Raw genomic sequence first — 17,382 nt, 5'->3', positions numbered from 1 at the left:
GACGTCACACGTACCGTTCGAGGATCGACGACTCGGCCAGCCGGGACAGGCCCTCGCGCACGCTCCGGGCCCGCGCCTCGCCGACGCCGTCCACGGTCTGGAGGTCGTCCACGCTGGCAGCGAGCAGCTTCTGCAGGCCGCCGAAGTGCTCCACCAGCCGGTCGATGATCGCCCCGGGCAGCCGGGGCACCTTCGCCAGCAGCCGGAAACCGCGCGGCGAGACCGCCGAGTCCAGCGTCTCGGGCGAGCCGCTGTAGCCCAGCGCCCGTGCCACGACCGGGAGTTCGAGCAGTTCGGTGTGGGAGAGCGCGTCGAGCTCGGTCAGCGCCTCGGCGACCGTGCGGGAGCGCTTCGCGGTCGGCTCCGGCACGTAATCGCGCACGACCAGCTCGCGCTCCGGCTCGACGCCCGCGATCAACTCGTCGAGCTGGAGCGAGAGAAGCCGGCCGTCGGTGCCCAACTCGACCACGTACTCCGCGATCTCGGTCGCGATCCGGCGGACCATTTCGAGCCGTTGGGCGACGGCCGTGACGTCCCGGACCGTCACCAGGTCCTCGATCTCCAGCGCGGAGAGCGTGCCCGCGACCTCGTCGAGCCGGAGCTTGTACCGCTCCAGGGTCGCGAGCGCCTGGTTGGCCCGGGAGAGGATCGCGGCGGACTCCTCCAGGACCCGGCGCTCCCCGTCCACGTAGAGCGCGATCAGGCGCATCGACTGCGAGACCGAGACGACCGGGAAGTTGCACTGCTTGGAGACCCGGTCCGCCGTGCGGTGGCGGGTGCCGGTCTCCTCGGTGGGGATGGAGGCGTCCGGGACCAGCTGCACGCCGGCCCGCAGGATCTTGGTCATGTCCTTGTCGAGGATCAGGGCACCGTCGAGCTTGGCCAGCTCACGCAGGCGCGTCGCGGTGAACTCCACGTCCAGCACGAATCCGCCGGTGCACATCGACTCGACGGTCTTGTCCATGCCGAGCACGATCAGCCCGCCGGTGTTGCCGCGGAGGATGCGCTCCAGGCCGTCCCGCAGCGCCATTCCGGGCGCGACGGCGCTCAGCGAGGTGCGCATCAGCGCCTCGTTACCGGTGCCTTGGCCGGACTTTCCGGGCGCTGCTGCCCGGTCGTTGGCTGCCACTGCACTCCTCCGGTCACAGGTTCGCGGTGCCCTTGCGTCCCTCGTTCCGTTCGTACGGACGGTCGAGACCAGGGCAAAGTCTACCGGCGCGCGTTCTCCTCCTGCGGGGCCTGTGCGCGGGGTCGGCGCGGGAGGACCCTCAGCGCATCACCCATGTTGGCGACTTCTGTGACCTTCATACCGGCCGGGACCCTGCCCGGGTCGGTCGGGACCAGCGCGTGCGTGAAGCCCAGCCGGTGCGCCTCGGCCAGCCTGCGCTGGACGCCCGTGACCCGTCTGACCTCGCCCGCGAGGCCCACCTCGCCGATCGCGACGAGGTTCTTGGGCAGGGGGGTGTCGCTCGCCGCGCTGGCCAGTGCCAGCGCGACCGCGAGGTCCGCCGCGGGCTCGGAGAGCTTCACGCCGCCGACCGTCGCGCTGTAGATGTCCCGCTTGCCGAGCGCGCTGATCCGGCCGCGCTGCTCCAGCACGGCGAGCATCATCGACACCCGGGACGTCTCCAGGCCCGAGGTGGTGCGCCGGGGCGAGGGGATCTGGGAATCGACCGTCAGCGCCTGCACTTCGGCGACCAGCGGGCGCTTGCCCTCCAGGGTGACGGTGAGGCAGGTGCCGGGCACGGGCTCGTCGCGCCGGGTGAGGAAGAGACCGGAGGGGTCGGCGAGGCCGGTGATGCCCTCGTCGTGCAGCTCGAAGCAGCCGACCTCGTCGGTCGCGCCGTACCTGTTCTTGACGCCGCGCACGAGCCGCAGGCGGGCGTGGCGGTCGCCCTCGAAGGACAGCACCACGTCGACGAGGTGCTCCAGCAGCCGGGGGCCCGCGATCGCCCCGTCCTTGGTGACGTGACCGACCAGCAGCGTGGACATGCCGCGCTCCTTGGAGGCCCGGATGAGGGCCCCGGCGACCTCCCGGACCTGCGCCATGCCGCCCGGCGCCCCGTCGATCTCGGGCGACGCGACGGTCTGCACGGAGTCGAGGATGAGGAGCGAGGGCTTGACCGCGTCCAGATGACCGAGGACGGCGGACAGGTCCGTCTCCGCGGCGAGGTAGAGGTGGTCGTTGATCGCCCGGATCCGGTCGGCGCGCAGCCGCACCTGGCTCGCGGACTCTTCGGCCGTGACGTAGAGCGTGCGGTGGTCGTCGCTCGCCGCCTTCGCCGCGACGTCCAGCAGCAGCGTCGACTTGCCGACGCCCGGCTCGCCCGCCAGGAGCACCACGGCCCCGGGCACGAGGCCGCCGCCGAGCACCCGGTCCAGCTCGCCGACGCCGGTCGATCTGGCGGTGGCCTGCCGGCTGTCGACCTGGCCGATGGGGAGCGCGGCGGCACTGACCCGGCCCGCCGCGGTGGTCCGCACGGCGGGGGCGCCGCCGAACTCCTCGACCGTCCCCCACGCCTGGCATTCGGGGCAACGGCCGAGCCATTTGGCGGTCGTCCAGCCGCACTCGGTGCAGCGGTAAGACGGCCGGTCCTTCGCGGATTTCGTACGGGCAGCCATGTCGCAACCGTATAGGTGGGGTCCGACAGTCCCGCCGGGTGCCGCCGGGTGCCGCCGGGTGCCCGCCGGTCCGGAGGCCGTCCGGGAGGCCGTCCGGAGCTGTCCGTGGCCGCCCAGAGCCGCCCCGCGCGGGTGGATGTGCGCGCCGGAGCGGACGGGGGCGCGCCCCGGAGCCCGCTCGGCTTCGACGGAATGAGGTATTCCTGTCCCCTTTCGAGGGATACGTTCACCCGTAAGGCTTAAAACTGCCGAAGGATGGCCAAAGATGTGCCTTGCGCTGCCTACGGTCGCAAGGTGACGAGCAGCAGTCTGGAGCCACCCACGCACACCACCGGCGCACACCGGGCGAGGCACGGTGCGCCCCACCTCTCGACGCACTCCTCGCCATGCCGCCCGCCCGCTCGTTACGAACCACATCTCGACGGCCTGTTCACCTACTGCCTCTCCGTGCTCTGCGACCACGACGCCGCCATCGAGGCGCTCGGCGGGGTGCTCGCGATCGCGGAACGACAGGAGGGCCGGTGCCCGCCGGGCGAGGAGGAACGTAAATCCTGGCTGTACGCCCTGGCCAGGTGGATGTGCATGCGCAGGCTCGCCGACCAGAAGCAGGGCAGCAGGCCGCACCGGCACAAGGCCGGGAAGCGGCCGGGGCGGCTGCCGGTGCAGCAGGAGACCAAGGGGGCGGGCGGCCCGCCCGGCAAGCAGCCGGGCGGCTCCCCGGGCGGTCCCTCGGCCAGGCAGCCGGGCGGTACGGCCGCCCCGGGGTCGCGGACCGGACGCCGTGCGTCCCCGACCGCCGCCGCGAAGACCCCCGCCGCCCCTCTCGTGCAGGCCGGTGCGCAGGGCGGTCCGGGGTGCGCCCCCGAGTCCGAGGCCGCAGCCGAGGCGCACCGCCGCGAACTCGCCCAGCTGGCCTGGCCCGAGGCCGCGGGCACCACCCCCGAACAGCGCGAGGCGCTCGAACTGGCGGTGCGCCACCGCCTTGCCCCGGCCGCCGTCGCCTCCGTGCTGGGCCTCGCCCCGGCGGCCGCCCGCGAGCTCCTGGCCGCCGCGTCCTGCGAGGTGGAACGCACCCGCGCCGCCCTCGCCGTCGCCGAGACCGGCAACTGTCCGCTCGTCGCCCGGCTCACCGGCGACCGCCGCGTCCTGCTCTCCACCACCCTGCGCCGCGAGCTCGTCCGGCACGTCGACGACTGCCCCCGCTGCCGCGGGGCCGCCGAGCGGGCCGGCGCCCGGGGGCCGTGGCCGGGCGCCGCGGTCGCCCCGGCCGCCGCGCTGCCGGTCGTCGAGGCGCCCCGGCCCTCCGCGTACGTCGCGCTGGCGCACGCCCGGCGCAACCGCTCGGGCGGCCCCCGGTTCGACCGGGCGGGCTTCCCCATGAACCCGAAGGACCACGCCGCGCGCCGCGACCGGCTGCGGGCCGGGGTCGTCACGACGACGGTGGTCGCGACGGTCGTCGCGGCCCCGATGATCGCGCTGTGGACGGCCTACCGGGGCGCGCCGCAGGCCGGTGGGGGCCGCGAGGGCTCGTCGGTCGCCGCCACCGAGACCGACACCCGGCACGAGCACGACGGCGCCTCGGACGGTCATTACGAGAACACGGGCAACGCCCGGCCCCGGCCCGAGGCCCGCTTCGGGGACGGCCGGGCCCCGGACGTCTCGGCGGAGGTGGTCAGCGCGGGCCGGGACGGCGCCGGCGGGCTCACCGTCGAGGCCCGTTCGTCCGGCGGCACGACCCTGATCCGGCTGACCGCGTCGGGCGGCGCCCCCGTCGCCTGGTCGGCCCGCGCCAACGCGTCCTGGCTGGGCCTGAGCCGTGGCTCGGGCACGCTCGCCGCGGGCGAGAGCGTCACGGTCCGCGTCCTCGTGGACCACCGGCGGGAACCGTCCGGCCCGTGGAGCGCGCGCGTCGGACTCGCCCCGTCGGGGGCCGCGGTGGTGATCAGGGGGCACGGGGCGGCGGAGCCGGCGCCCGGCGAACCCGGGCCGGCCGCACCCTCCGTCACTCCCCGCCCGTCCGCCCCGCCCGCCTCCTCGCCGCGGCCCACGCAGTCGACCGGGCCGACCCCCGGCCCCAGCGACACCGCGCCGTCACCGACGGACCCGGGCCCGACCGGCCCGTCGTCCCCGGACCCGTCCCACCCCCCGACCCCCACCGGCCCGGGCGGCTCCACCCCACCGGACTGAGGACGCCGGGCCCGCCCGGACCCTTGGGGCCCGTCCGGATCCCCGGGCCGGTCGTGCCCTCGGGCCCGTACGGTCATGCCGTCATGCCGTCATGCCGTCATGCCGTCATGCCGTCATGCCGTTACGCCGGATCGACCGGGTCCGCCGGGTGCGGGGCCATCGGCAGGAGCGCGGACAGCCGCTCCTCGCACAGCTCGACCAGGCGGGCGTACGCCTTCTTGCCCATCAGCTCGACGAGTTCGGGGCGGTAGGACACGTAGACCGGCTCCCCGGCCCCGTGCGCCGAGGTCGCCGACGTGCACCACCAGTGCAGGTCGTGGCCGCCCGGGCCCCAGCCCCTGCGGTCGTACTCGCCGATCGACACCTGGAGCACCCGGGTGTCGTCGGGCCGGTCGATCCAGTCGTACGTGCGCCGGATCGGCAGCTGCCAGCAGACGTCCGGCTTGGTCTCCAGGGGCTCCCGGCCCTCCCGCAGTGCCAGGATGTGCAGCGAACAGCCCGCGCCCGCCGCGAAGCCGGGGCGGTTCTGGAAGATGCAGGAGCCCTTCCAGCGCCGCGTCTGGCGTTCCCCGTCGTCGTCGACCTGGACCCAGCCCGTCTCCGTACCGACGTCGTGGAACTGCCACAGCTCGGGGGTCAGCCGTGCGACGTGGCCCGCCACCCGCTCCTCGTCGTCCTCGTCCGAGAAGTGCGCGCCCAGCGTGCAGCACCCGTCGTCCGCGCGCCCCGCCTGGATGCCCTGGCAGCCGCTGCCGAAGACGCAGGTCCACCTGGAGGTCAGCCAGGTCAGGTCGCAGCGGAAGATCTGTTCGTCGTCCGCGGGGTCCGGGAACTCGACCCAGGCGCGTGCGAAATCGATCCCCTTCTCGTCCTCGACCCGGTCCCCGGCCCGGTCCGGCCCGTTCACTTCCTGCCGCATCTCCTGCTTCGTTCTCTGCTTCTTCGTGTTTTTGCCCGGCTTCGCCTTTTTCGTCTTTGGCACGCGCCAAGGGTAAGGCCGACCGGCAATTGGGGGGTGGGAGAAGGAGCGGAGCTGGGTGCGTGCAGATGCAAGGCGGAGGATTGAGGCAACGCGGAGCGTTGTTGATTGACGACAACGCCGCAGATGTGCGTGCCCGGCCCCGCGACGCCGCCTCCCGATTGTCGGTCGGCCTGAGTCCGCGGGGCCGGTAGCGTTCCGGGTATGAGACTCGGAGTCCTCGACGTGGGTTCGAACACGGTGCACCTGCTGGTGGTGGACGCGCACCCCGGGGCCCGCCCCCTGCCCGCGCACTCGCACAAGGCGGAACTGCGCCTGGCCGAACTCCTCGACGAGGACGGGGCGATAGGCCCCGAGGGCGTGGACCGGCTGGTGGCGACGATCACCGACGCGCTCCAGGCCGCCGAGGACAAGGGCTGCGAGGACGTGCTGCCGTTCGCCACGTCCGCGGTGCGCGAGGCGAGCAACGTCGACCAGGTGCTGGCCCGGGTGCGCGAGGAGACGGGCGTCGAACTCGCCGTCCTCAGCGGCGCGGAGGAGGCCCGGCTCACCTTCCTCGCCGCCCGCCGCTGGTACGGCTGGTCGTCGGGGCGGCTGCTGGTGCTGGACATCGGGGGCGGTTCGCTGGAGATCGCCTACGGCATGGACGAGGAGCCGGCCGCCGCGGTGTCGCTGCCGCTCGGGGCCGGCCGGCTCACCGCCGGATGGCTGCCGGGCGACCCGCCGGACCCGGCGGAGGTGAAGGCGCTGCGCCGCCACGTGCGGGCCGGCATCGCCCGCAGCGTCGGGGAGTTCACCCGCCTCGGCCGCCCGGACCACGTCGTGGCCACCTCCAAGACCTTCAAGCAGCTCGCCAGGATCGCGGGCGCCGCGCGCTCCACCGAGGGCCTGTACGTGCAGCGCGGCCTCACCCGCAAGGCGCTGGAGGACTGGGTGCCGAAGCTGGCGACGATGACCGTCGAGCAGCGGAGCACCCTGCCAGGCGTCTCCGAGGGCCGGGCCGGCCAGCTGCTCGCCGGGGCGCTGGTCGCCGAGGGAGCCATGGACCTGTTCGAGGTCGAGGAGCTGGAGATCTGCCCCTGGGCGCTGCGCGAGGGCGTCATCCTGCGCCGCCTGGACCACCTGCCGGCGGAGCGGGCCGCGCTGAGCTGAGCGGGGGCGCGCCGAGCCGCGCGGTGGCGTGCCGAGTGCGCGGGGTACGCCGGGCCCGTACGCGAGGCGGCCCCGGAGGTCGTACGGGACGTGCCGAGCCCGTACGAAAAGGCCGGTCGTGGGCCGTACGGAAGGGCCGGTCGGGACCGGGCGGGAGGCCGGCCGGGGCCGGGCGGGAGGCGGTCCGGGGGTCGTGCGGCGGCCGGAATCCGCCACATGGCCCTGCTCACTTTCCGCCCGGAACCCTCGGTCCGGCGTACGGCTGCCCGTACGCTGTTCCAGTGGCAGAACCAGTGGTGCGCATCCCGGATGCGAAGGTCGCCCTGTCGACGGCCTCCGTCTACCCGGAGTCGACGGCGACGGCCTTCGAGATCGCCGCGCGTCTCGGTTACGACGGCGTCGAGGTCATGGTGTGGACCGATCCGGTCAGCCAGGACATCGAGGCGCTGCGCAGGCTCTCGGACCACCACCGGGTACCGATCCTCGCCGTCCACGCGCCCTGCCTGCTGATCACCCAGCGCGTCTGGTCCACCGATCCGTGGGTGAAGCTCCAGCGGGCCCGGAACGCGGCGGAGAAGCTGGGGGCGACGACCGTGGTCGTCCACCCGCCGTTCCGGTGGCAGCGCAACTACGCGCGCGACTTCGTCACCGGGATCTGGCGCATGGCCGACGAGACCGACGTGCGGTTCGCCGTCGAGAACATGTACCCCTGGCGCTACCGGGACCGCGAGATGCTCGCGTACGCCCCCGAGTGGGACGTCACCGACAACGACTACCGCCACTTCACCGTGGACCTCTCGCACACCGCGACGGCCCGCACCGACGGCATGGCCATGGTCGGGCGGATGGGCGACCGCCTCGCCCACGTCCACCTCGCCGACGGCAAGGGCTCCAACAAGGACGAGCACCTCGTACCCGGCCGCGGCGACCAGCCCTGCGCCGAACTCCTGGAGCACCTGGCCCGCACCGGCTTCGACGGCCACGTCGTCATCGAGGTCAATACCCGCCGCGCCATGTCCACCGCCGAACGCGAGGCCGACCTGGCGGAGGCCCTGGCCTTCACCCGGCTCCACCTGGCGTCGTCCCCGGACCGGGCGCCGCGCCCGTGACCGACGGCCCCAAGCGCCGCGGCCGCCCCTCCCGCACCACCGGTCCCGACGGCCCGGACGCGCGCACCCGCATCCTCGACGCGGCCCGCACCGAATTCGCGGAGCGCGGCTACGACAAGACGTCGATCCGGGGCGTGGCCAGGGCGGCGGGCGTGGACGCCGCCCTGGTCCACCACTACTTCGGTACGAAGGACGAGGTCTTCGCCGCCGCCGTCGAGCTGTCCTTCGAACCGGCCCTGGTGATCCCGGCCGTCCTGGGCGAGGGCCCGGACGGCCTGGGGGAACGGCTGGCCCGCTACTTCCTCTCCGTGTGGGAGAACCCGGCGTCCAGGGCCCCGCTGCTGGCGATCATGCGGTCCGCGCTGACGCACGAGGCGGCGGCGAAGGTGCTGCGGGGCTTCGTGCTGCGCCGGCTCCTGGAGCGCGTGGCGGAGACGCTGGACGTACCGGACCCCACGTTCCGCGCGGAACTGGCGGCCTCGCACATGATCGGGATCGTGATGATGCGTTACGTGCTCCGGACGGAGCCGCTGGCCTCGGCGCCGCCCGAGAAGATCGTCGGGATGGTCGCGCCGACGCTCCAGCGCTATCTGACGGAGACCTGAGCCCCGCGGCCCACCCCCACGGCGCGGCCCCCGCTCCCACCTGCTCGGTCGCCCGCCCCGCCCCCGGTCCCGTAGCGTTTCCGTACCGACCACCCACCGAGCACCCCGTCCCGCATGGCGGACGATGTGTCCAGATCTTGGAGCCGGGGGCGTACGCTCGGAAACAGTCTTTGATGTCGAAGGAGCGAGAGACGATGCCCCAGCTGAGGTCCCGCACTGTCACCCACGGCCGGAACATGGCGGGCGCCCGCGCCCTTATGCGGGCCTCGGGCGTAGCGAGCGAGGACATCGGCAAGCCGATCATCGCGGTCGCCAACTCCTTCACCGAGTTCGTCCCCGGCCACACCCACCTGGCGCCGGTCGGCCGGATCGTCTCCGAGGCCATCAGGGCCGCGGGCGCCGTGCCGCGCGAGTTCAACACCATCGCCGTCGACGACGGCATCGCGATGGGCCACGGCGGGATGCTGTACAGCCTCCCCTCCCGCGACCTGATCGCCGATTCCGTCGAGTACATGGTCGAGGCGCACTGCGCGGACGCGCTGATCTGCATCTCCAACTGCGACAAGATCACCCCCGGCATGCTGATGGCCGCGATGCGCCTCGACATCCCGACGGTCTTCGTCTCCGGCGGTCCGATGGAGGCCGGCAAGGCCACCCTCGTCGACGGCACGGTCCGCAAGCTCGACCTGGTCAACGCGATCAGCGACGCCGTGGACGAGAGCATCTCGGACGAGGACATCCTCCGCATCGAGGAGAACGCCTGCCCCACCTGCGGCAGTTGTTCCGGCATGTTCACCGCCAACTCGATGAACTGCCTGACCGAGGCCCTGGGCCTGTCCCTGCCGGGCAACGGCTCAGTCCTCGCCACGCACACCGCCCGCCGGGCGCTGTACGAGGAGGCGGGCCGCACGGTCGTCGAGATCACCAGGCGTTACTACGAGCAGGACGACGCGACGGTCCTGCCCCGCTCCATCGGCACCCGTGCCGCGTTCGACAACGCGATGGCGCTCGACATCGCGATGGGCGGCTCCACCAACACGATCCTGCACCTGCTGGCCGCCGCGCAGGAGGCCGAGCTGGACTACGACCTCGCCGACATCGACGCGGTCTCGCGCCGCGTCCCCTGTCTGGCGAAGGTCGCGCCCAACGTGGCCCCCGGCGGCACGTACTACATGGAGGACGTGCACCGGGCCGGCGGCATCCCCGCCATCCTCGGCGAGCTGCACCGCGGCGGACTGCTCGACGAGAACGTGCACTCGGTCCACTCCGACTCCCTCGCCGAGTGGCTGAAGAACTGGGACGTCCGCGGCGGCTCGCCGTCCCCCGAGGCCGTCGAGCTGTGGCACGCGGCCCCCGGATGCGTCCGTTCCGCCACCGCCTTCTCGCAGTCCGAGCGCTGGGACTCCCTCGACCTCGACGCCGCCGGCGGCTGCATCCGCGACCTGGCGCACGCGTACTCCAAGGACGGCGGCCTGGCGGTCCTCAAGGGGAACCTCGCGGTGGACGGCTGCGTCGTGAAGACGGCGGGCGTCGACGAGTCGATCTGGACCTTCGAGGGCCCGGCGGTCGTCTGCGAGTCGCAGGACGAGGCCGTGGACAAGATCCTCCGCAAGGAGATCAAGGAGGGCGACGTCGTCGTCATCCGCTACGAGGGCCCGCGCGGCGGCCCCGGCATGCAGGAGATGCTCTACCCCACCTCCTTCCTCAAGGGCCGCGGCCTCGGCAAGAGCTGCGCCCTGGTGACCGACGGCCGTTTCTCCGGCGGCACGTCGGGCCTGTCCATCGGCCACGCGTCGCCGGAGGCCGCGTCGGGCGGCACGATCGCGCTGGTCGAGGACGGCGACCGGATCAGGATCGACATCCCGAACCGCTCGATCGAGCTGCTGGTCCCCGAGGCCGAGCTGGCCGGTCGCCGCGAGGCGCTGAACGGCGTGTACGCGCCGAAGAACCGCGAGCGCAAGGTCTCGGTGGCGCTGCGCGCGTACGCCGCGATGGCCACGAGCGCGGACCGGGGCGCGGTGCGGGACGTGACCAAGCTCGGCTGACGTCCCGCCGACGGCTCGCCGACGCCCTTCACGGCCTCACGGCCCGTCGACTCATCGACCGGGAAGGCCCGGCCCCGCTTCCACCCGGGGTCCGGGCCTCTCCCACGAGCGCTCCCGGGGTCCGGTGCCGCCGCCCGTCTGCTCCACCCGCCCCGTCTGCTCCACCCGCCCCGCTCATCCCGCTCGCCCCGTGCTCACCAGCCGGCGGGGTCCTTCCCGTCCACGGCGAACACCGACCCGTCGGGCGCCGTCCCGAAGACGGTCCGCTCGGCGGCCACGGGGGCGGGCAGGAGCGAGGAGTACGTGAGCTTCCCGCCCCGCAGCCGCGGGCCCGTCTGGCCCAGCAACGTGCCGCGCTCGGTGTCCACGGCGAGCAGCCGCCCGTCCGCCGCGGAGAAGTACAGCCGGTTCCCGGCGGCGAGCACGGGGGCCGACGTCCGTCCGGCGGCGGTCTCCAGCTGCCAGCGCACCGCCTTCTCGCCCCCGGCCCGGGTGTCGACGGCGACCAGGGTGCCGCCGTGCGCCAGCAGATAGGCGGTGTCACCGCCCACCACGACCTCCGGCTCGTTCATCCGGAACGGCAGCGCCACCCGTTCGACGTGCCGCCGCCCGGGGTCGTAGCGGACCAGCCCGACCGTCTGGGCGTCCCCGTTCATGGCGGTCAGGACGAGCGCGCCGGCGGCGGACCCCACCGGGGTCAGCATCCCGTCCAGCCGCCGCTGCCACCTCGCGCGCCCCGTCTTCGCGTCCACGGCCGTGATCAGCGTGGTGGACCCGTAGGCCGAGTGCTCGAACGCGTAGGCCAGCCCCGTCGTCCCGTCGTACAGCGCGTAGTCCGGGCGCTGGTGGCCGGTGAGCGGATGCCGCCACAGGGACACCCCGGTCGCCGCGTCGAGCGCCTCGGTCGTGCCGTCCTCGGCGACGAGCAGCAGTGAGTCGCCCGCGGCGAACGGGGTGCCCACGTACGCGGAGAGGTCCGTGTCCCAGACCTGCTCGCCCCGGGCGGGGTCGTACGCCCGGAGCCTCCCGCCCGGCACCGCCGTGTGCACCAGACCGCCGGAGACCGACACGACACCGACCGCCGGGACGTCGCCGGCACCGGCACCGGCATCGGTGCCGGAATCGGCCTCGGCCTCGGCATCGGCCGCCGCAGCGGTACGGGACCACAGCACCCGGCCGTCCGAGGGGTCCAGCCGGGCGACCCCGACACCGCCCGCCGCGCAGTACAGCGCGACGGGACCGCCGCCGTCGCCTTCCGTCCCCCCGGAGTCGCCCGGTGCCTCCGCCCCATCGACCCCGCCCGCCGGGGAACAGACCGGCGTCGAGCTTCCGGCGGTACGCAGCGACGTCCGCCACGGCGCGAACGCATCCGCCACCCCCTTGGCCCCGCCGGTCCCACCCGACTCACCAGTACCGCCCGAACCGCCCGAGCCGCCCACCGCACCGGCCGCCCACACCCCACCGGCCCCCACGACCAGCAGCGCCGCGGTGGCCGCCAGCCACCGCCGCCCGGACCCTTTCCCCGCCGCCCCGCCGGTCCGCTCCCTCCTGCCCGACGCACCCGCACCCACGTGCGTGTCAGCGTCCGGGCCCGGGGCGGTTTCCGCGTCGCTCCCCGGCACGTTCCCCGGCACCAGCGCCGACACCGCAGCCGTCGGCTCGAAGGCCGCCGCCGGTCGCCGCTGCGACGGTATGAACGCGGCGGCCTCGTACGACGGAGGGCGCAGCGCCCGCATGATCTCGTCCGGGGTGGGCCGCCCGGCGGGGTCCTTCGCCAGGCACTGCCCGATCAGCGGGACCAGGTCCTCCGGCACGCCCGTCAGATCGGCCTCGTCGTGCACCACCTGGTAGGCCACGATGTACGGGCTGGCCGAGTCGAAGGGCCCCCGGCCGGTCGCCGCGTGGACGAGCACGCCCCCCAGGGCGAACACATCGGCGGCGGGCCCGACCTCGCGCGGTCGCTGGAACTGCTCGGGCGCCATGTACGGCGGCGAGCCGATCAACTTGCCCGTCTCGGTGCGCAGATCGCTGTCGTACGGCCGGGAGATCCCGAAGTCGATGACCTTGGGGCCGGAGTCGGAGAGCAGCACGTTGCTCGGCTTGAGGTCGCGGTGGATCACCCCGGCCCGGTGGATGTCGCGCAGCGCCTCGGCGAGCCCCGCCGTCAGCCTGCGCAGTTCCGCGGGGGCCATCGGCCCGTTCCGCTTCACCTGGTCGGCGAGGGTGGGGCCGGGTACGTAGAGGGTGGCCATCCAGGGCAGCACCGCGTCCGGATCGGCGTCGACCACCGGTGCCGTGAAGGCGCCGCTGACCCGCCGGGCGGCCCCGACCTCCTGCCGGAAACGCGCCCTGAACTCGGGATCCGCCGCGTACTGCTGGTGCACCACCTTGACGGCGAGCTGAAGGCCGGAGGCGGAGCGCGCCAGATGCACCACGCCCATGCCGCCCGCGCCGAGACGTGCCTCGAGGCAGTACTGCCCGGCGTACTCCGGATGCTCCGCTTCCGGATCGGTCCCGGTCCCTCGCAGCGGCGGCATCGCCCACCCCCGTGTGTTCGTCCGCAAGCGCGACGCACGGAGCCTAGTCGATGGTGCGTGAGATCCGGGGGGAGCTATGTAGCCTGCGCGTCGTACACCCAACTCTCAACGGGGGAGGGCCACATGGCCACGGAAGAGCGCACGGAAGAGCACACGGAAAAGCGCGTGGAAGAGCGCACGGGGGAGCACGCCGACGACACCGCCACGGTCACGGCCACCGCCGCCGACGGCGCCGAGGAGGTGGAGGCGCTCGCCGGTTCCGGCGACGTCCCCAGGTACCCGATCGCGCCCGGCTACCGCGTCAACGTCCGCCGGGGACCGGGCACCAAGTACGGGATCGTCAGGACCCTCCCGTACGGAATGCGGGTCCCGGTCTACTGCCAGAAGCCGGGGGAGCGGGTCACCGGCCCGTACGGCACCTCGAACCTCTGGGACAACATCGCCAACGGCCAGTTCGTCTCGGACGCCTACGTCCACACCGGCAGCGACGGCTACATCGCCCCGCGCTGCGACTGACGACGCCCGGCGGATACGGGGCACCGCGGGGTACGGGGACGGGCGCGGGCGTGACGGGGATCGCGGCAGGGGCGGCGACGGCGCGGGGATAATCGACCTCGTGAGCGAGAACAGCGAAGCCCCCGGTTCCGGCCCCGCGCCCGGCAGCACCGCGCCCGGTTCCACCCCCGGCCCGCAGCCCGAGCCCCTGCGCTTCTTCGGTACGACCTGGGTCGACCACAGCGGGGGTTACGGGCTGCGCCGGGTCGGGGTCTCGATCGGCTCCCTGGTCGCGGCGGTCGCCGCCTGCTTCGTGCTCCGCTTCGCCTACCAGGGGCTGGAGATCGCCGACGTGGGCGGTTTCGTCGGCATGCTGGTGGTCCTGATGTTCGCCATCTGCAGCGCCATCGCCTTCCGCAAGACGTGGGAAGGGTTCAACCGCCGCCCCACCGACCCGGTGCGCGAGGCCAACCTGCGCGGCCTCAAGACGATCGGCTTCGTCGGCTCGCTGCTCGCGTACTTCCTCCGTACGTTCCGGGAGGCACCGGGCGAGCGGCTGCACCGCACGGAGTACGAGACGGCCCTGGCCCGTTACGAGAAGCGTCGCTCGGCCCGCACCGGGAACCCGGCGGCCCGCAAGAACACCAAGGGCAAGCGCCCCAAGCGCAAGTAACCCCGCGCTTCCGCCTCCCTTCCTCCGCACTGCTGGACCCCCGCGTTCCCGCCGCCCGCGCTTCCGCGCTTCCGCGCTCCCGCCGCCCGTGCCTTCGCACCCCCGCACGCCCTCCGCCCGGCCCTCCCCTGGTCCTGCCCCGACTCCGCCCGGCCCCGTCCTGTCCTGTTCGTTTCCTTGACGGGTGGATGAGCCGGGAGAAAAATTCATCGCATGATGAATTCTTCGGGCGTCGCCGTCGAGGCCCGTGGCCTCACCGTCGTACGAGGCAACCGCACCGTCCTCCGCGGCCTCGACTTCACCGTCCGGCCCGGCAGGATCACCGGCCTCCTCGGCCCCTCCGGCTGCGGCAAATCCACCCTGATGCGTGCCGTCGTGGGCACCCAGGCCAAGGTCACCGGCACCCTCCTCGTGCTCGGCAGCCCCGCGGGCCACCCCACCCTCCGCCCGCGCGTCGGCTACGTCACCCAGAACCCGTCGGTCCACACCGACCTGACCGTCCGGCAGAACCTCGATCACTTCGCGGCGATCCTCCGGCCGGGACGCCGGCACCGGGATGCCCGCCGCACCGACGTCGCGCGCGTCCTCACCGAGGTCGACCTGGCCGACCGCGCCGACGCCCTCGCCGGAGCCCTCTCCGGCGGCCAGCTCACCCGCGTCTCCCTGGCCGTCGCCCTGCTCGGCGCCCCGGAACTCCTGGTCCTCGACGAACCGACCGTGGGCCTGGACCCCGTGCTCCGCCGCGACCTGTGGAGCCTCTTCCACCGCCTCGCCGACGAGCACGGCACCACCCTCCTCGTCTCCTCCCACGTCATGGACGAGGCCGAACGCTGCCACCGGCTGCTCCTCATGCGCGAGGGCGCGATCCTCGCCGACGGCACTCCCGAGGCACTGCGCACCGTCGCCCGCTCCGACACCGTCGAAGCGGCCTTCCTCCACCTGGTCGACCGCGCCGCCACCCGTCAGGAGACCGCCGAATGAGCCCGGCCCGCACCCTCGCCACCGCCGCCCGGGTCCTGCGCCAACTGGCCCACGACCCCCGTACCGTCGCCCTGCTGCTCCTGGTCCCGGTCCTGATGATCACGCTGCTCCGGTACGTGTTCGACGGCAGCCCCAGCACCTTCGACGCCATCGGCGCCTCGCTCCTCGGCATCTTCCCGCTGATCACGATGTTCCTGGTGACCTCGATCGCCACCCTGCGCGAACGCACCTCCGGCACCCTCGAACGCCTCCTCGCGATGCCGCTCGGCAAGGGCGACCTGATCGCCGGCTACGCCCTCGCGTTCGGCGCCGTCGCGGTCCTCCAGTCCCTGCTGGCCACCGCGGTCTCGGTGTGGGCGCTCGGCCTGGACGTCCTCGGCTCCCCATGGCTGCTGCTCCTCGTCGCCCTGCTCGGCACGGCCCTGGGCCTGTTCGTCTCGGCCTTCGCCGCATCCGAGTTCCAGGCCGTCCAATTCATGCCCGCCGTGATCTTCCCGCAGCTCCTGCTCTGCGGACTCTTCGTCCCCCGCGACCGGATGGCCCCAGCCCTCGAAGCCCTCTCGAACGTCCTGCCCATGTCGTACGCGGTCGACGGCATGAACGAGGTCCGCCACCACGCCGACATCACCGGCGACTTCGTCCGCGACATCGTGGTCGTCGCGGGCTGCGCCGTCCTGGTCCTCGTCCTCGGCGCCGCCACCCTCCGCCGCCGCACGGCCTGAGCCGCCCCGGTGCGAGGATGACGGCGTCGGCACGACGCCCCGTCGCCACAGCACGTCGTCGCCGTCGGCACACGCACCGAGATCCGCGAGCACCGCCCGGAGGGTGAACCACATGACCCAGACAGTTGCAGTCCTCGGCACCGGAAAGATCGGCGAGGCCCTGCTCAGCGGCATGATCCGGGCAGGCTGGCGCCCGGGGAACCTGCTGGTCACCACCCGCCGCTCCGAGCGCGCCGAGGAACTCCACAACCGCTACGGCGTCGAGTCCGTCACCAACGCCGAGGCCGCCGCCCGCGCCGACATCCTCATCCTCGCGGTCAAGCCCCAGGACATGGGCCGGCTGCTCGACGAACTCGCCCCGCACGTCACCGCCGACCGCCTGGTCATCAGCGCCGCAGCGGGCATCACGACCGCCTCCATCGAGGACCGCCTCACCGGGGGGACCCCGGTCGTGCGCGTCATGCCGAACACCCCCGTCCTGGTCGACGAGGGCATGTCCGTCATCTCCGCGGGCAGCCACGCCACCACCGGCCACCTCGACGCCGCCGAGGCGATCTTCGGCGGCGTCGGCAAGACCCTCCGCGTCCCCGAGTCCCAGCAGGACGCGGCGACCGCCCTCTCCGGCTCCGGCCCCGCCTACTTCTACTTCCTCGTCGAGGCGATGACCGACGCGGGCATCCTGCTCGGCCTGCCCCGCGCCCAGGCCCACGAACTGATCGTCCAGGCCGCCATCGGCGCCGCCGTCATGCTCCGCGACAGCGGCGAGCACCCGGTCAAGCTCCGCGAGGCCGTCACCAGCCCGGCCGGCACCACCATCAGCGCCATCCGCGAGCTGGAGAACCACGGCGTGCGCGCCGCCCTCATCGCCGCCCTCGAAGCCGCCCGCGACCGCAGCCGCGAACTCGCCTCCGGCAACGGCTGAGCCCCTACCGGGCTGAGCCCCTACTGGGCGGATACGCCCTTCAACACGTCCGCCGTGGTCACGACCCGGGCGAACCGCCCGCCGTGCAGCGACACCGCCGTCGCCCGGGTCAGCTCCTCCGCGGTCTGCGTCCAGCCGAAGGGCCCGGCCAGGTCGAAGGTGTGCATCGCGTCCAGCGGGAACAGCACGTCGTACCCGAGGTTCCCGCCCATCCGCGCGGTCGTCTCGTTGCACATGTTCGTCTGGATGCCCACGACCACGAACTGCGAGACCCCCGCGCCCTTCAGCCAGGCGCCCAGATCCGGCTCGCCGTAGAACGCCGAGTTCACGGTCTTCCGGACCAGCACCTCCGG

Annotated in this window: 15 protein-coding genes (1 of these 15 cut by a window edge); 10 read left to right on the top strand and 5 right to left on the bottom strand. The window is 73.5% G+C overall.

The genetic code is table 11. From position 1 onward, the window contains the following. Positions 1 to 4: 4 nt before the first annotated feature. Positions 5 to 1,129 carry a DNA integrity scanning diadenylate cyclase DisA gene (disA, locus tag OCT49_RS14420; protein ID WP_283852279.1) on the bottom strand — a complete coding sequence of 375 codons (1,125 nt, stop codon included), beginning with the start codon at positions 1,127 to 1,129 and terminating at the stop codon, positions 5 to 7. 80 nt (positions 1,130 to 1,209) lie between these two features. After that, on the bottom strand, positions 1,210 to 2,622 hold the full coding sequence (radA, locus tag OCT49_RS14415; RefSeq protein ID WP_283852278.1) for a DNA repair protein RadA: 1,413 nt from the start codon (positions 2,620 to 2,622) through the stop codon (positions 1,210 to 1,212). A 294-nt stretch (positions 2,623 to 2,916) separates the two neighbouring features. On the opposite strand from radA, the gene OCT49_RS14410 reads away from it, so the two are divergent. Continuing rightward, positions 2,917 to 4,809, top strand: a complete 1,893-nt coding sequence (locus tag OCT49_RS14410; RefSeq protein ID WP_283852277.1) for a BACON domain-containing protein — start codon at positions 2,917 to 2,919, stop codon at positions 4,807 to 4,809. Between the two features lie 121 nt (positions 4,810 to 4,930). On the opposite strand, the gene OCT49_RS14405 is transcribed toward OCT49_RS14410, so the two are convergent. Further along, the gene (locus OCT49_RS14405) at positions 4,931 to 5,791 is read right to left on the bottom strand and encodes a DUF3109 family protein (protein WP_283852276.1); all 861 of its coding nucleotides are present in this window, start codon (positions 5,789 to 5,791) and stop codon (positions 4,931 to 4,933) included. 201 nt (positions 5,792 to 5,992) lie between these two features. Between OCT49_RS14405 and OCT49_RS14400 the strand changes: the two genes are divergently transcribed. From OCT49_RS14400 to ilvD, 4 genes are all read left to right on the top strand, one after another. Further along, positions 5,993 to 6,940: a Ppx/GppA family phosphatase gene (locus tag OCT49_RS14400; RefSeq protein WP_283852275.1), complete on the top strand. Its 948-nt coding sequence runs from the start codon at positions 5,993 to 5,995 to the stop codon at positions 6,938 to 6,940. 281 nt (positions 6,941 to 7,221) lie between these two features. Next, positions 7,222 to 8,049, top strand: coding sequence for a sugar phosphate isomerase/epimerase family protein (locus OCT49_RS14395; RefSeq protein ID WP_283852274.1), 828 nt, complete (start codon positions 7,222 to 7,224; stop codon positions 8,047 to 8,049). Beyond that, positions 8,046 to 8,654 (top strand): TetR/AcrR family transcriptional regulator, encoded by a 609-nt coding sequence (locus tag OCT49_RS14390; RefSeq protein ID WP_283852273.1) that lies wholly within the window; start codon positions 8,046 to 8,048, stop codon positions 8,652 to 8,654. Before OCT49_RS14395 ends, OCT49_RS14390 begins: the two co-directional genes overlap by 4 nt. A gap of 194 nt (positions 8,655 to 8,848) precedes the next feature. Beyond that, positions 8,849 to 10,699: a dihydroxy-acid dehydratase gene (gene ilvD, locus OCT49_RS14385; protein WP_283852272.1), complete on the top strand. Its 1,851-nt coding sequence runs from the start codon at positions 8,849 to 8,851 to the stop codon at positions 10,697 to 10,699. A gap of 194 nt (positions 10,700 to 10,893) precedes the next feature. On the opposite strand, the gene OCT49_RS14380 is transcribed toward ilvD, so the two are convergent. Next, a complete protein-coding gene (locus OCT49_RS14380) occupies positions 10,894 to 13,236 on the bottom strand; it encodes a serine/threonine-protein kinase (RefSeq protein ID WP_283852271.1) in 2,343 nt (780 codons plus the stop codon). A gap of 123 nt (positions 13,237 to 13,359) precedes the next feature. Here OCT49_RS14380 and OCT49_RS14375 point away from each other — a divergent pair, with 123 nt between their 5' ends. The 5 genes from OCT49_RS14375 to proC all read left to right on the top strand — a co-directional run bounded on the left by OCT49_RS14375 (position 13,360) and on the right by proC (position 17,029). Beyond that, positions 13,360 to 13,752, top strand: coding sequence for an SH3 domain-containing protein (locus OCT49_RS14375; protein ID WP_283852270.1), 393 nt, complete (start codon positions 13,360 to 13,362; stop codon positions 13,750 to 13,752). Between the two features lie 100 nt (positions 13,753 to 13,852). After that, complete coding sequence (locus OCT49_RS14370) at positions 13,853 to 14,404, top strand: hypothetical protein (protein ID WP_283852269.1); 552 nt, start codon at positions 13,853 to 13,855, stop codon at positions 14,402 to 14,404. Positions 14,405 to 14,617: 213 nt separating this feature from the next. Further along, on the top strand, positions 14,618 to 15,385 hold the full coding sequence (locus tag OCT49_RS14365; RefSeq protein ID WP_283852268.1) for an ABC transporter ATP-binding protein: 768 nt from the start codon (positions 14,618 to 14,620) through the stop codon (positions 15,383 to 15,385). Then, positions 15,382 to 16,107, top strand: coding sequence for an ABC transporter permease (locus tag OCT49_RS14360; RefSeq protein ID WP_283852267.1), 726 nt, complete (start codon positions 15,382 to 15,384; stop codon positions 16,105 to 16,107). Before OCT49_RS14365 ends, OCT49_RS14360 begins: the two co-directional genes overlap by 4 nt. A gap of 112 nt (positions 16,108 to 16,219) precedes the next feature. Then, positions 16,220 to 17,029, top strand: coding sequence for a pyrroline-5-carboxylate reductase (gene proC / locus OCT49_RS14355; protein ID WP_283852266.1), 810 nt, complete (start codon positions 16,220 to 16,222; stop codon positions 17,027 to 17,029). Positions 17,030 to 17,049: 20 nt separating this feature from the next. Here proC and OCT49_RS14350 read toward each other — a convergent pair whose 3' ends face one another. Beyond that, positions 17,050 to 17,382: the 3' portion of a cysteine hydrolase family protein gene (locus OCT49_RS14350; protein WP_283852265.1), read on the bottom strand. 282 nt of this gene lie beyond the right edge of the window; the window shows 333 of its 615 coding nt (coding positions 283-615); its start codon lies off the right edge, out of view — the gene reads right to left on this strand; it ends in the stop codon at positions 17,050 to 17,052.

The sequence above is a fragment of the Streptomyces sp. ML-6 genome (assembly GCF_030116705.1).
Lineage (GTDB): Bacteria > Actinomycetota > Actinomycetes > Streptomycetales > Streptomycetaceae > Streptomyces.
The sequence above is the reverse complement of the archived record's forward strand: the minus strand, read 5'-3'. Positions and strand labels throughout refer to the sequence as shown.

What these genes read in the sequence shown, in the direction of transcription:
- OCT49_RS14400 (WP_283852275.1), top strand. Translation starts at nt 5,993, where the DNA reads ATGAGACTCGGAGTCCTCGACGTGGGTTCGAACACGGTGCACCTGCTG.
- OCT49_RS14360 (WP_283852267.1), top strand. Translation starts at nt 15,382, where the DNA reads ATGAGCCCGGCCCGCACCCTCGCCACCGCCGCCCGGGTCCTGCGCCAA.
- OCT49_RS14375 (WP_283852270.1), top strand. Translation starts at nt 13,360, where the DNA reads ATGGCCACGGAAGAGCGCACGGAAGAGCACACGGAAAAGCGCGTGGAA.
- ilvD (WP_283852272.1), top strand. Translation starts at nt 8,849, where the DNA reads ATGCCCCAGCTGAGGTCCCGCACTGTCACCCACGGCCGGAACATGGCG.
- OCT49_RS14380 (WP_283852271.1), bottom strand. Translation starts at nt 13,236, where the DNA reads ATGCCGCCGCTGCGAGGGACCGGGACCGATCCGGAAGCGGAGCATCCG.
- radA (WP_283852278.1), bottom strand. Translation starts at nt 2,622, where the DNA reads ATGGCTGCCCGTACGAAATCCGCGAAGGACCGGCCGTCTTACCGCTGC.
- proC (WP_283852266.1), top strand. Translation starts at nt 16,220, where the DNA reads ATGACCCAGACAGTTGCAGTCCTCGGCACCGGAAAGATCGGCGAGGCC.
- OCT49_RS14365 (WP_283852268.1), top strand. Translation starts at nt 14,618, where the DNA reads ATGATGAATTCTTCGGGCGTCGCCGTCGAGGCCCGTGGCCTCACCGTC.